Origin of the sequence: Pseudomonas sp. SWRI81, from assembly GCF_014268545.1 — a bacterium.
GTDB classification, from domain to species: domain Bacteria; phylum Pseudomonadota; class Gammaproteobacteria; order Pseudomonadales; family Pseudomonadaceae; genus Aquipseudomonas; species Aquipseudomonas hamedanensis.
The window spans coordinates 55,390-67,665 of record NZ_JABWQS010000030.1 but is presented as its reverse complement, the minus strand read 5'-3'; the positions used below and the strand labels follow the sequence as shown (position 1 = coordinate 67,665).

General features: G+C 59.6%; 13 protein-coding genes. 4 read left to right on the top strand and 9 right to left on the bottom strand.

Features of this window, described 5'->3' with window-relative positions; all coding sequences use genetic code 11:
• Positions 1 to 59 precede the first annotated feature (59 nt).
• Positions 60 to 1,082, bottom strand: a complete 1,023-nt coding sequence (locus HU765_RS18500) for a transporter (RefSeq protein WP_186622168.1) — start codon at positions 1,080 to 1,082, stop codon at positions 60 to 62.
• A gap of 276 nt (positions 1,083 to 1,358) precedes the next feature.
• On the opposite strand from HU765_RS18500, the gene HU765_RS18495 reads away from it, so the two are divergent.
• A complete protein-coding gene (locus HU765_RS18495; protein ID WP_186622166.1) occupies positions 1,359 to 2,981 on the top strand; it encodes a methyl-accepting chemotaxis protein in 1,623 nt (540 codons plus the stop codon).
• 185 nt (positions 2,982 to 3,166) lie between these two features.
• Here the strand turns inward: HU765_RS18495 and HU765_RS18490 are convergent, their stop codons facing one another.
• Complete coding sequence (locus tag HU765_RS18490; protein ID WP_186551485.1) at positions 3,167 to 3,472, bottom strand: PepSY domain-containing protein; 306 nt, start codon at positions 3,470 to 3,472, stop codon at positions 3,167 to 3,169.
• Positions 3,473 to 3,627: 155 nt separating this feature from the next.
• Positions 3,628 to 4,755 (bottom strand): glycerophosphodiester phosphodiesterase, encoded by a 1,128-nt coding sequence (locus HU765_RS18485; protein ID WP_186622164.1) that lies wholly within the window; start codon positions 4,753 to 4,755, stop codon positions 3,628 to 3,630.
• 217 nt (positions 4,756 to 4,972) lie between these two features.
• Here HU765_RS18485 and HU765_RS18480 point away from each other — a divergent pair, with 217 nt between their 5' ends.
• Complete coding sequence (locus tag HU765_RS18480) at positions 4,973 to 5,299, top strand: DUF2025 family protein (RefSeq protein WP_186551483.1); 327 nt, start codon at positions 4,973 to 4,975, stop codon at positions 5,297 to 5,299.
• 126 nt (positions 5,300 to 5,425) lie between these two features.
• Here the strand turns inward: HU765_RS18480 and HU765_RS18475 are convergent, their stop codons facing one another.
• Both HU765_RS18475 and HU765_RS18470 read right to left on the bottom strand, forming a co-directional pair.
• The gene (locus HU765_RS18475; RefSeq protein WP_186622162.1) at positions 5,426 to 5,731 is read right to left on the bottom strand and encodes an antibiotic biosynthesis monooxygenase; all 306 of its coding nucleotides are present in this window, start codon (positions 5,729 to 5,731) and stop codon (positions 5,426 to 5,428) included.
• Positions 5,731 to 6,435, bottom strand: a complete 705-nt coding sequence (locus HU765_RS18470; protein ID WP_186622161.1) for a CTP synthase — start codon at positions 6,433 to 6,435, stop codon at positions 5,731 to 5,733. Before HU765_RS18470 ends, HU765_RS18475 begins: the two co-directional genes overlap by 1 nt.
• Positions 6,436 to 6,460: 25 nt before the next feature.
• On the opposite strand from HU765_RS18470, the gene HU765_RS18465 reads away from it, so the two are divergent.
• The gene (locus HU765_RS18465; protein WP_186622159.1) at positions 6,461 to 7,393 is read left to right on the top strand and encodes a LysR family transcriptional regulator; all 933 of its coding nucleotides are present in this window, start codon (positions 6,461 to 6,463) and stop codon (positions 7,391 to 7,393) included.
• 163 nt (positions 7,394 to 7,556) lie between these two features.
• Here HU765_RS18465 and HU765_RS18460 read toward each other — a convergent pair whose 3' ends face one another.
• Entirely contained in the window at positions 7,557 to 8,876 is a 1,320-nt protein-coding gene (locus HU765_RS18460; protein WP_186622158.1) for a PAS domain-containing methyl-accepting chemotaxis protein, read from the bottom strand.
• A gap of 242 nt (positions 8,877 to 9,118) precedes the next feature.
• Positions 9,119 to 9,727 carry a TetR/AcrR family transcriptional regulator gene (locus HU765_RS18455; RefSeq protein WP_186551478.1) on the bottom strand — a complete coding sequence of 203 codons (609 nt, stop codon included), beginning with the start codon at positions 9,725 to 9,727 and terminating at the stop codon, positions 9,119 to 9,121.
• Positions 9,728 to 9,940: 213 nt separating this feature from the next.
• Here HU765_RS18455 and HU765_RS18450 point away from each other — a divergent pair, with 213 nt between their 5' ends.
• The gene (locus HU765_RS18450) at positions 9,941 to 10,996 is read left to right on the top strand and encodes an MBL fold metallo-hydrolase (protein ID WP_186622157.1); all 1,056 of its coding nucleotides are present in this window, start codon (positions 9,941 to 9,943) and stop codon (positions 10,994 to 10,996) included.
• A gap of 42 nt (positions 10,997 to 11,038) precedes the next feature.
• On the opposite strand, the gene HU765_RS18445 is transcribed toward HU765_RS18450, so the two are convergent.
• Both HU765_RS18445 and HU765_RS18440 read right to left on the bottom strand, forming a co-directional pair.
• Positions 11,039 to 11,356 (bottom strand): XRE family transcriptional regulator, encoded by a 318-nt coding sequence (locus HU765_RS18445; RefSeq protein ID WP_186622156.1) that lies wholly within the window; start codon positions 11,354 to 11,356, stop codon positions 11,039 to 11,041.
• A gap of 93 nt (positions 11,357 to 11,449) precedes the next feature.
• On the bottom strand, positions 11,450 to 12,217 hold the full coding sequence (locus HU765_RS18440) for a helix-turn-helix transcriptional regulator (RefSeq protein ID WP_186622155.1): 768 nt from the start codon (positions 12,215 to 12,217) through the stop codon (positions 11,450 to 11,452).
• Positions 12,218 to 12,276: the final 59 nt, after the last annotated feature.

Below are 12,276 nucleotides of genomic sequence, written 5' to 3'. Positions count from 1 at the left end.
GACCCGCCGCTTTCGCGAGCAAGCCCGCTCCCACAGGGATCTACGGTGTGCATGTGATATCAGTAATCCCCACGCTTGCGAAACGCCCACCGCCCGGCAATCACCGTGAACGTCGCCACCAGCGCAACCAGCACCCAAAACCCGTGCGGGTCCTGCGACAGCGGCACGCCGCCGACATTCATGCCGAAGAAACCGGCAATGATGTTGATCGGCAAGGCCAGCACCGTCACCACGGTCAGGGTGAACAGCGTGCGGTTGCTCTGTTCGTTGAGGTTGGCGGCGATTTCTTCCTGCAACAGTTTGATCCGCTCGCCGAGGGCGGTGAGGTCGTTGATGATCAGCGCGAACTCCTCGGTGGATTTACGCAACTCCTTGACGTCCTCCTTCTGCAACCAGGGCGGCGGGCGATTGAGCAGGCGCAGCAATGAACCCGGCTCCAGCGCCAGCAGCCGTTGCAGGCGCACCAGCACGCGGCGGTTGGCGCCAAGTTCGGCGCGGTTGGTCGACAGGCGCGAGGACAGTAACTCGTCTTCGACCTGATCGACGCTCAGACTGGTCTTGCGCACGATCTGCGTCAGCACTTCGCCCTGATCGCGCAGCAGGTGCACGAGCAGTTCCGACGGCGAGCGGAAGCACTCGCCGGCCTTCACCGACGAACGCAATTTGTCCACCGAGTGCAGCGGTTGCAGGCGTGCGCTGACGATCAGTTTGCTGCGCACACAGACCCACAGCGTCGACACGTCCGAGGAGACCATGCTGCTGAGGTTGAACACCACGTCGTTAACCACCGCCAGCAGCGCCGAATCGACATGCTCGATGCGTGTCGAACGCGAGCCTTCATGCAGCGCTTCGAAAAACTCCTCGGGCAATTGCAGATGGCTTTTCATCCAGCGCTCACACGCGGCGTGGGCAAGGTTCAAGTGCAGCCAGAGAAATTCGCCGTTGTCGTGGTCGTCTTGCAGGCAGCGCAGCGCGGTCGCCGAATCGATTTCACGGCCACGCTCGCCGGGCAAAAAACGAAAGCCGTACAACAAGCCAAACAGGTCCGGATCGCGATGGCTGATGTCGAGGCTGTGGTTCATGGCGGCTCGCTGCGAGAAGGGTGTCTGGTGCGGGATTTTCAGGTTCACCCGTGCGGCATCATCGCAACCTCATATGACCGTTTCATGACAACAAAATTACGCCAAATCAAAGCGTTACCGACTGTCGGAAGTTTCTCAAGAAGCGCTCTGGCGCGCCGACTTCAGGTGCGTTAGGTTGCGCGCCATTGGCTTTCGCCAAGGTTCGTCGACAGGGAAGTCCGGCCCTTTTTCACGCCCGTTCGAAGCGTGTCTCATCCCTGTCTTGAGTACCTTGCAATGCTGCAAAAATCCCTGAGAGCGCAAATTCTCGCCCTGCTGAGCGGTAGCCTGTTGGCGGTGCTGTTGATCGCGCTGGCCTGTTTTCATTTCCTGTCCAGCGGCGTGCACAGCTATAGCCAGTTGATCGCTGGACCGTTGCACACCTCGCAGCTCATCGATGAGGCCAACCTGCAATTCAAAGTGCAGGTGCAGGAATGGAAAAACGTTCTGCTGCGCGGCAAGCAACCGGCGGACCTGGCCAAGTACTGGGGCCAGTTCGAAGAACGCCAGCGCGATGTGCAGAACCTGCTCGGCGAACTCGCCAGCCAGAAGGGCATCGACCCAAGCCTTAAAACGCGCATCGAACGTCTGCGTGACGAGCACCGTCAGTTGGGCGGCGCTTACCAGAAGGGCCGTGACGCCTACGTGGCGGCCGATGGTGAAGCGGCAGCCGGTGACGCGGCGGTCAAAGGCCTCGACCGTGCCACCAGCGAGCAAATGAGCGAGCTGGTCGCCGAGTTGCGTAAGCAAGGCACCGCGCAGTCGGCGCTGATCAGTGCCAACGCCGATCGTACGGTGTGGCTGGGGCTGCTGGTGATGCTGGCGTCGAGTCTGCTGATCGGGTTGCTGAGCCTGTGGCTGATCAATCGCAATCTGATCGAGCCGATCGGCAAGCTGATTGATTACGTCAGCCGATTGAGCCGTGGCGAACTGGCCGAACGAGTGGTCAGCGACCGTCGCGATGAGCTGGGTAATCTCGCCGCCGCCGCGAACACCCTGCGTGATTTCCTGGCCGATACCTTCACCCGATTGCAGCGCAGCGCCAGCGAGCTGGACAGCGCCAGTGGCGAGTTGAACGCGATCGCCACGACCATGGCCGGCGGCACCAACGAGCAGTTCAACCGTACCGATCAAGTGGCCACGGCGATGAACGAAATGTCCGCCACGGCCCAGGAGGTTGCCCGTCACGCCGCCGATGCCGCGCGTGCCGCTGACGATGCCGACCAGTCGGCGCAGCAGGGTGAAAAGGTCATGCAAACCACCATTCGCTCTATCACACAGATGCGTGGCGAGATCGCCAACACCGCGACGGTCATCCGTCGTCTGGAAGCCGACAGCGGCCGTATCGGCAAGGTGCTTGAAGTGATTCGCGGCATCGCCGAGCAGACCAATTTGCTGGCGCTCAACGCGGCGATTGAAGCGGCACGGGCCGGTGAGGCCGGGCGTGGTTTCGCCGTGGTCGCCGATGAAGTGCGCAACCTGGCGCAGCGCACCGCCGAGTCGATCATCGAGATCAACCAGATCATTCAGAACGTGCAGACGGGGGCGGTGGACGCCGCGCAGGCAATCGAAAGCGGCCAGTCGCGCAGCGATGAAAGCGTCGAGCAGGTGACGCAGGCCGGAGCGATGCTGGAGCGCATCACCCTGGCGGTGGAAGCGATTCGCGACATGAACCGTCAAATCGCCACGGCGGCAGAAGAGCAGACTTCGGTGGCCGAGGACATCTCGCGCAACCTGACTGAAATCACCGCGATTGCCAGCACTAACCTGGACAACGTGCAGCGCACCGAGAGTGCCAGTCAGAATCTGCATGGTTTGTCGGGGCAGTTGAATGAAGTGACGGCGCGGTTAAGTGCTTGATTGCGAGTCTAAGCATCTGCGCAACCCTTTGTAGGAGTGAGCCTGCTCGCGATAGCGGTGGAACAGTCAATATTGATGTCGCTGACTTACCGATATCGCGAGCAGGCTCACTCCTACAATGATTTTTGCCAGCCATAAAAAAGCCGCACGATCATTAAATCGTGCGGCTCTTTATCAGCGATCTATCAAGTGTCTTGCTTGTCGCTCAGCACTTTACCGGTGGTGGCGTCAAAGTCTACGTCGAACTCTTTGCCGTCAGCGGTTTTCAGTTCAACTTCGTACTCATAACCGTTGAAGTGGTTATCGATATCGGTGTCGGTAATCGTTGCGCCCGGGTGCAGTTTCAGCGCTTCGGCGTTCATCGATTCCAGCGATTTGATTTTGCCGTCCTTGACCAGTTGCGGCACTTGGTCGATGCGAACATCAGCCTGAGCCAGGCCGGCGGTGAGGGTCAGGGCAGCGGCAGTAAACAGGGCAGTCAAAGTTTTCATCGGGTCATTCCTTGGTTGTGCGTTGAAGTGGTTGATCTGTGTAAGTGGGTTCAGATTAACCAGCGCAACTTAATTCACCCTTAATCCCGGCATCGCGAGCAACTTGCTCTTCTGGGAGCGAGCCTGCTCGCGAAAACAGGCAACTCGATTGCTGATCAGAAACCGTTGTTCTTCAATACCTGATCAACACTGCTAAACGCGGGACGCTTATAAAACTTCAACAGTTCGCTGGCGCGATTAGTAAAGATGCCGTCGACGCCGGCGGCCATGACTTTCTCGAAGTCCACCGGCTCGTCAACCGTGTAGACATGCACCAGCAGGCCTTGGTCATGGGTGTACTGGTTCATCCAAGGTTGCACCAGATCGGAGTAGCTCTGATCGCCGCCATGGGTCAGCTTCGCCGACGGGCCGGTGCCGATGGCGCCCTGGGCCTTGGCGTAATCGATCCATTGCTTGAACTCGGCTTCGGATTTCGGCTCCTGCTTGCCGTAGAACACGTTTTTGTCCTTTTCGCCGGACGCGGCAAAGGTCACGCTGGATTTCGGCTCGATGCTGCCTTCGCCGACCCACAGCAGGAGGATTTTCGGCACTTGCGGCATTTCTTTTTCCAGCAGTTCGAGGCTGGACTTGTCGAAGGTCTGCAGGATCACCTTGCCTTTGCCCTGACCGACGCCCAATGCGCTTTTCGCCAGTTTGGACCCAGCCGGGCTGAGCCAGCCGCGATCCTGCAGCTTTTCCTTCAGGTCATGTTCGATGCCGGGGAACAGTTGCGGCTCTTTGGTTTCGATGTACAGGCCCGGCTTGTGCTGCGGATTGGCGCGGGCGATGTCGATGATTTCATCGAGGGTGAGGATTTTCAGCCCGGCGTAGGACGCACGCGCGCGATCCGGGTACTTGGTGTTGAACCAACTGCCAGCATCGAGGGTTTTCAGTTCGGCCATGGTGAAGGCCGTGGCCGGGCTGTCCTTGCGTTCTGGAAACTTGCTGGCGACGTCAGTGGTGCGTTGCAGGTTGTCGTCGTGCAGGGCGAAAAGCACGCCGTCCTTGCTGCGCTGCAAATCCAGCTCCAGATAGTCAGCGCCGAGGTCGCGAGCCAGCCGGTAGGCGGCCGCGGTGGACTCCGGAGCATCAAAGGACGCGCCACGATGGGCGATGACCGCCGGGTGCGGGATGCCATGCGCCGCAGCGATGGCCTTGGGTTCGGGATGGGTGTCGGCGTGCGCCTGACCGAGGCCGAGCAACAGACTCAGCACCAAGGCGCTTTGGGTAAAAGTGGCAGGCATGGTCGAGTTCCTTTCGCAGGTTTTTTCAAGACGTACGTTTTAACAACTGAATCGATGGCGTGCTAGCGCAGGACCGACATAAACGTATTAAAAGCGATTTTTCCTGCACTTTTGTGGCGCCGTTTGCAGTACGCTTGCCCTCGGCAGACGCCCCGGCAGAGGGCGCGCCGCAGTTGCCCTGCGTGTAAATCATCGATCATCTTTCGTGAGGTTTACCATGCGCATCACCTCCCAACTCATCTGCCAGGCCGCCGACGATCTCAAGGGCTTCGTCGGCCTCAACCGCAAGACCGGCCAGTACATCGTGCGCTTCAGCGAGGATTCGTTCGGCATGGACGTGGCCGATGACGGCATCATTGCGGCCAGTGAATTTGTCTGGGCGCCCGTTTCGGCAACGACCATGACGTTGAAGCGTGAGTTGATTCAGTTATTGCTGGACCAACACATCGACGACCGTATCAACATCACCGAGCCGTTGCGGGTTTACATGAGCAAAGTCGAGGTGCCGGAGATCGTTGCGGTGCGCAGTCTGGTGCGGGGCTGAGGTTTTGTAGCGCGGACGCGGGCCTCTTCGCGAGCAGGCTCGCCCCCACATTGGATCTGTGGCGTTCACACAATCCCTGTGGGAGCGAGCCTGCTCGCGAAGGCGGCTTGGTTGGCGCCGCCATCCTCACTGTCCGGATGCATATTCCCGCTCAACCCGGCACACCCGCGTATGAAACGCCGAATACCAGTGCGAGCGCCCACGCGCCTGAATTGCCTGATGTTCGGGATGATCCCGCCACGCCAGAATGGCCGCCTCGCTCTGCCAATACGACACGGTAATACCTTGGCCGTCCGCGCTTCGAACCGATTCCACGCCAAGAAAACCCGGCTGCTCGCGTACCAACTCAGCCATGCGCTGCGCCGCCGCGGCATAACCGTTGTCACCCTCGGTGCGGGTCGAGGTGAAAATCACCGCAAAGCAAGCCGCCATCAGCGTAGCTCCCCGCAGGCTTCGACAAACGCCCGAACCAGCGGCGGCCTTTTCCCTTTCAGTGCTGCACGTTCCGGCTGGAACAGGGTAGCAACGAAGAACGGATGATCTTTCAGTTCGACAGCGCGCAGATCGCCTGCCGAATCATGGCCGACCGCATGTAGCCGATCGCTCAACAATGTTTGTTCGAACTGTGGATTCACACCGTAGCGACAGCGATAGCCTTCCTCGATTTCAGACGTTTCGTACGCCTTGGCGATCAACGAACCGGGCCGCAGATGGATGCTGTCCACGGCTTCAACCAGCGAACAGGCCAGCGGCGTGAGTACCGCGCGTTCTGATTCTGGCGATGTTTCGCCATGTACCGCATCGGTCCAACCCAGAACATTGCGCGAATATTCCAGAATCGCGTGCTGAAAACCGCCGCAGGTGCCGAGGAAATGACGCCCTTGTTCGCGGGCAAAGCGAATGGCGCGCAGTGCGCCTTGTTCACTTTTGTAGGGGCTGGCCGGCACGCACCAAAAACCGTCGTAGGGATCGAGTGCTGTGTCGGCGTGGATCTGATCGGTGGCCAGCCACTCAAATTGCACGGTGTGCCGCCGATCTTCGGCGATCCGTTCGAGAGCAACCGGGATGGCTTGGTGGGCGGTGACCTGCGGGTCGTAGTCGCCAATCAGGGCGATGCGAATGGCGCGATTTTCCATAGGATTTCCCTGCGCTTGCTGATGGATGGTGCTCCACTATAGATTGGCGTTCACGCACTCAATATTGGCGTTTACCCAAGTGATCAATGCACCGACGCACTATCGACTCGACTATGCCGACCTGGCGCTGATTCTCGCATTGGTACGCGGCACCTCACTGGCACGCGCTTCCCAGTTGCTGCGCGTTGACGTGTCGACGGTGTTTCGCGCCGTACGCCGACTGGAGTCAGCGCTTGGCCAGCAACTGTTCGAAAAAAGCCGCGCCGGTTACCTGCCCACCACCCTGGCGCAAGCGCTCGCCGAGCAGGCCGAACGCGCCGAGCAGGCACTGGAAGCGGCGCGGATCGGGGTTGAGCAGGGCGGGCAAGTGGTCAGTGGCACGGTGCGCCTGACCTGCACCGATTCGGTTTTGCAAGGCTTGTTGCTCCCGGCGCTGGCGCAGTTCATGCCCAACTACCCGGCGCTGACGATCGAATTGAGTACCTCGAACGATTTCGCCAACTTGAGTCGTCGCGATGCCGACATTGCCTTGCGCTTGACGCGTACACCCCCGCAGCATCTGGTCGGACGGCAATTGGCGGAGATTTCCTACCGGGTCTGCGCCAGTCAGCGTTATCTGGAGAATGTTGAGGGGGCGGATCTGACGACGCTTACCTGGATTGCCCCGGACGAGTTCTTGCCGGATCACCCAACCGTGGCCTGGCGGCGCCAGCACCTGCCCGGGGTGGTGCCGGCTTATCGCTGCAACAGCATGCTGAGCGTGACGCAACTGGTGCGCGCCGGCCTCGGCGTGGCGGCATTGCCTGACTTTCTGATCAACGACGGATTGCAGGCGTTGAGCGAACCCTTGCACGGTTACGACACGGCGCTGTGGTTGCTGACCCGGCCCGATTGCCGGGCGTTGCGTTCGGTGGTGACCCTGTTTGATGAGCTCGGGCGGGCGTTGCGCCTGTCATAAAGCGCGTTGCTCATGCTGGCCTCTTCGCGAGCAGGCTCGCTCCCACAGGGGATTTGTGGACGCTGCAGGCTCTATGTGGAAGCGAGCCTGCTCGCGAAGGCGGCACCTCGGTTGATCGCTGGCCACCCTCTTGATCCCACCTGCGAACCCAAGCCAGGCCCCGTCAGCCCGGCACTCGCTCGTTGGCAAACATACTCACCGCATCCACCGCCTCACTGGCGCCATCGCGAATCTGCAGAATCACCGTACCCGCCTGATTCGCCAGCGCCACGCCTTCAGCCGCGCGTTCGCGGGTGCCTTCCATGCTCTTGATGGCCTGCCGGGTTTCGCTCTGGATCAAGCCGATCATGCTGGATATCTCGGCCGTGGAGCCGCTGGTGCGCGCCGCCAGTTGGCGCACTTCATCGGCGACGACGGCAAAACCACGGCCCTGTTCACCGGCGCGCGCGGCTTCGATGGCCGCGTTGAGGGCGAGCAGATTGGTCTGGTCGGCGATCGCACGAATGGTATTGACGATGGCGGTGATCTGCTCGGAGCGCTCGCCGAGTTGCGCAATCAGGGTTGAAGACTGGCTGATGTCGTCGGCGATTTCGCGCATTTCGCTGGCGGCTTGCTGGATGACCTGGGTGCCTTGCTCGGCGACTTTCCGGGTCGCTACCGAGATGTGATAAGCGGCGCTGGCGCTGCGCGCGTCCTGTTCGTGCTGGACGACGCGGGTGGTTACGTCGGAGGCGAATTTAACCACTTTGTACAGCCGCCCCGAGGCGTCGTAGACCGGGTTGTAGTTGGCCTCCAGCCAGACGGTCTGGCCGCGTTTGTCCACGCGCTCGAATTGCCCGTGGAAGAATTCGCCGAGATTCAAACGCCGCCAGAAGTCTTGGTATGCGCTGCTGTTGACCATTGCCGCTGGGCAGAACAAGCGGTGATGCTGGCCCCGGAGTTCGGCCAGGGTGTAACCCATGCGCGTCAGAAAATTCTGATTCGCCGTAAGGATATTGCCGTCGAGGTCGAATTCGATCACCGCCATTGCCCGGTCGATGGCCTGCAGCTTGGCATTGGCTTCGTTTTCTTGCTGGACCTTGGCGGTGACATCCATGGCGTACTTGACCACTTTCGTCACCCGTCCTGCCGCATCCTTGATCGGGTTGTAACTGGCTTCCAGCCAGATCGGCTGGCCTTTGCCGTTGACCCGCTCGAACGTGCCGGACTGAAATTGACCGTTCTTCAGGCGAGACCACAACTCACTGTACTGGGCGCTGCGTCCGAATTCCGGGGTGCAGAAATGCCGGTGCGGCTGACCGATGGCTTGGTCCGCGGTGTAACCCATGGTCTTGAGAAAATTGTCATTGGCCCGTAACACCACGCCATCAAGATCGAATTCGATCACCGCCATTGAGCGGTTGATCGCTTCAAGCAGTCCGGATTGCTCAGTGAGGGTGCGCTGCTGATCTTTGAGGGCGGCTTTGTAACGGTTGAAAAACATGCTTGCGATACTCGGAAAGTGGGGGAAATCGAAGGATTCAGTCCCTATTCCTGCGCCGGCAGACCGAAGTGCGCACAGGGCATTCGGCGATGACTGCTCAATGCCAGCGTTCCGTTACTGGCAGTTGGCTACTTATACAAAACTTCATAAACTTGTACAAGAAAGGAATTTTTCGCGAGTTTGTATAACTTTTTGCGAATTTAGTTGTACACCATCGGACCTTTCCTTGGCGACAAAATGATTCAGCGCTGATAACGCGCCAGGAACATGTCCAGTGCCGATTCCGCCACGCTGTGCTGCATCTCGATATCAAGCACCGCGCGCCCCATCGACACCTGCGGCCAGAACGCGAAGGTCTTGAGCAAGCCCTGCACCTGATGCGCGGCAAACTCCGGATCGACCGCCTGCAAGCGGCCATCGGCCTGAGCGGCGCGAATCCAGACGGTCAATCCTTCCTCACGTTCGCCCATGCGCTCGATCATGTTTTGCGCGCGCTCCGGAGAATGAATGGTCGCTGCAATCGCCACCCGAGCCAGGGTGAGGAAATTCTCATCGGCCATCATCTGCATTTTTTCTCGCAGCATTTGCCGCAACTGCTCGCGCAACGGCTGCTCGCGGTTGTAGCTGACCGATGGCTCGGCAATGATCCGCGCCCACAGCTGATTGAGGATCTCGGCGAACAACTCTTCCTTGCTGGGAAAGTGGTTGTACACCGTGCGTTTGGACACACCGGCGGTGGCGGCGATCTTGTCCATGCTGGTGATTTCGAAACCGTGACTGCGGAATTCGCTGATGGCTGCCTGAATGATGGCTTCGCGTTTACGGTCGGTGAGTCGCTGTGGGGCTGTCATGAGCAGGCTTCGGCAGGGGAAAGGAAATTACACTTGGCAGTTTACTTGGCATCGGCTTTGATGCAACCTAGGAAACTACACCGCTCAGTGTAATGCTGCGTTAATCCAAGCAGTCTAAAAACCGGGCAGTTCGGCCTATGCGTGCAGCTTGGCCTATTATCTTCCCAGCGTGAGAAACCGTGCATGACACGGTTTTTCTGGAGTCATTCAGTCATGGCCAATCCAGTTTCTCTTCCGGATAACACTTCCACGCCTGAAGCCTCTCGTCAGGATCAGGGGTCGTTTCGCAACCACGCGCCCGTGCAGCGTGAAGGCGTGCGAAAAATGCTGCGGATTCTGTGGAACATGATCTTCCATAAACCACACAACACCCGACCTGCTGCGGCGATCCCGGTGCAGCCGTTGACCCGCGAAGACCTGCTGGCAGCGCCAAACCACAGCGTGTATCGCCTCGGCCACTCGACCCTGTTGCTGAAAATGCGCGACAAATTCTGGATCACCGATCCGGTCTTTGCAGAGCGTGCCTCGCCGGTGCAATGGGCTGGTCCGAAACGTTTCCATCAGCCACCGATCAGCATTGATGAACTGCCGCCGATCGACGCGGTGATCCTCTCGCACAATCATTACGACCACCTCGACTACGAGGCCGTACTCAAACTCGCCGCCAAAACGAATTACTTCCTGACGCCGCTGGGCGTCGGTGACACCCTGATCAAGTGGGGCATCGACGCCAGCAAGGTGCGCCAGTACGACTGGTGGCAGGGCACCGAAATCGCCGGCATCCGCTTCGTCGCCACGCCGTCGCAGCACTTCTCCGGCCGCGGCCTGTTCGACGGCAACAGCACCTTGTGGGCGTCATGGGTGATGATCGACGCCGACACACGCATCTTCTTCAGCGGCGACAGCGGCTATTTCGACGGCTTCAAACGCATCGGCGAACAATACGGCCCGTTTGACTTGACCCTGATGGAAACCGGCGCCTACAACGTCGAATGGCCTCACGTGCACATGCAGCCGGAAGAAACCCTGCAAGCGCACATCGACCTCAAAGGCCGCTGGCTCTTCCCGATCCACAACGGCACGTTCGACCTGGCGATGCACGCCTGGTATGAACCGTTCGACCGCATCCTCGCACTGGCGTGGGAACGCAGCGTCGCGATCACCACGCCGCAGATGGGCGAGGCGTTCAACATTGCTCAACCGCAACGCGGCAGCGCTTGGTGGTTGGCGGTTGAAGGGGAAAGTGAGGTGGTGGCTCAGAATGCCTGAGCTGTGCAGACGGCGAGGGGAGCGGCCCCTCGCCACACCGCCTTACTCAGCCATCGCAAAATTCCGGTGTTCCACCGATTCCGCCGTCATACCCTGAACCTTCACACTGCGCCCCGGCCGAAATCCCGGAAAGAACACCAACCCCAGCGCCTCGAAGCGATAGGCCAGCGCCAGCCGCGCTGCATCCGCGACCTCTTGCTGTGCCTCGAATCGTTGAATGTCTTCAACCGGCACCTGCGCCTCGCGCGATAGCTGTTCCACGCTCCAGCCCAGCATCGCTCGGGCCTGGACACAGTGAGTGGGGGTGAACTGGAAAAGGGCAACGCGTTCGAGAACGTGGTTCATCGCAAGAGAGGCCATGGTGTGCTCCGGGCTCAAAAGTGCTGATTGAAAATGTACTGTGTTTTTGTACAGTTGTTTTTGGCCGGGATCAAACGCATTTTTTCATTTGCCCTAATTCGCCGCCTCCAACCAGACGGACGGCGCCTGACCAAGTACCCGTCGAAACATCGTCGAGAACGCCGCCGGGCTTTCATAACCGAAGTCCAGCGCGATCCGTGTCACCGCTTCGCCCGCCGCCAACCGTGCCAGCGCCTGCACGACGCAGGCTTGTTGCCGCCAATGGCGAAAGCTGAACCCGGTCTGCTGACGAAACAATCTGTTAAAGGTTCGTAAGCTTATGTGTAACTGCTCGGACCATTGCTGTGGTGATTGATGGGCGTTGGGCTTGTTCAGAAAGGTCTGACACAGACTGAGGAGTTTTCCTTCGGTCGGCATAGGAATGTGCAAGGGCAGGGGCGTACTCCGCCTCAGCTCATGTAACAGCAGGTTGATCAACGCTCCGTCGCGGCCCGCCAGGTCATAGTTCAACGGCACTTCAACCGCTTCCATCAGCAAATGCCGCAGCAGCGGCGACACGCTAACTACCTGACAACGCCCACCCAGATCCACCGTCCCAGGCTCGATGTACAAGCTGCGCGTACTCACCCCGAGCATCAGCACCTCATGGGCCATGCCCGGCGGAATCCACACCGCCCGCTGCGGCGGCACCAACCAGTTACCGTCATGGGTGCTGACCTGCATCACACCGCTGGCGCCATACAACAATTGCGCCCGACGATGCGTATGAAACGGGAGTAGGTGGCCGTGGGAATAATCCGTACCGATTGCCACGACCGAGCGGGGCGTGTCGTCCAACTGATTGATCGAGATATTGCGCATCGAACGGCTTCCAGCGATTGGCGTGAACGCAAACAGTATTGGCCGACTTGCTGAAGCAG

Bases quoted from the DNA above. Each gene is read 5' to 3' on its own strand.
- HU765_RS18500 (WP_186622168.1), bottom strand. From the start codon at position 1,082: ATGAACCACAGCCTCGACATCAGCCATCGCGATCCGGACCTGTTTGGC.
- HU765_RS18495 (WP_186622166.1), top strand. From the start codon at position 1,359: ATGCTGCAAAAATCCCTGAGAGCGCAAATTCTCGCCCTGCTGAGCGGT.
- HU765_RS18490 (WP_186551485.1), bottom strand. From the start codon at position 3,472: ATGAAAACTTTGACTGCCCTGTTTACTGCCGCTGCCCTGACCCTCACC.
- HU765_RS18485 (WP_186622164.1), bottom strand. From the start codon at position 4,755: ATGCCTGCCACTTTTACCCAAAGCGCCTTGGTGCTGAGTCTGTTGCTC.
- HU765_RS18480 (WP_186551483.1), top strand. From the start codon at position 4,973: ATGCGCATCACCTCCCAACTCATCTGCCAGGCCGCCGACGATCTCAAG.
- HU765_RS18475 (WP_186622162.1), bottom strand. From the start codon at position 5,731: ATGGCGGCTTGCTTTGCGGTGATTTTCACCTCGACCCGCACCGAGGGT.
- HU765_RS18470 (WP_186622161.1), bottom strand. From the start codon at position 6,435: ATGGAAAATCGCGCCATTCGCATCGCCCTGATTGGCGACTACGACCCG.
- HU765_RS18465 (WP_186622159.1), top strand. From the start codon at position 6,461: ATGGTGCTCCACTATAGATTGGCGTTCACGCACTCAATATTGGCGTTT.
- HU765_RS18460 (WP_186622158.1), bottom strand. From the start codon at position 8,876: ATGTTTTTCAACCGTTACAAAGCCGCCCTCAAAGATCAGCAGCGCACC.
- HU765_RS18455 (WP_186551478.1), bottom strand. From the start codon at position 9,727: ATGACAGCCCCACAGCGACTCACCGACCGTAAACGCGAAGCCATCATT.
- HU765_RS18450 (WP_186622157.1), top strand. From the start codon at position 9,941: ATGGCCAATCCAGTTTCTCTTCCGGATAACACTTCCACGCCTGAAGCC.
- HU765_RS18445 (WP_186622156.1), bottom strand. From the start codon at position 11,356: ATGGCCTCTCTTGCGATGAACCACGTTCTCGAACGCGTTGCCCTTTTC.
- HU765_RS18440 (WP_186622155.1), bottom strand. From the start codon at position 12,217: ATGCGCAATATCTCGATCAATCAGTTGGACGACACGCCCCGCTCGGTC.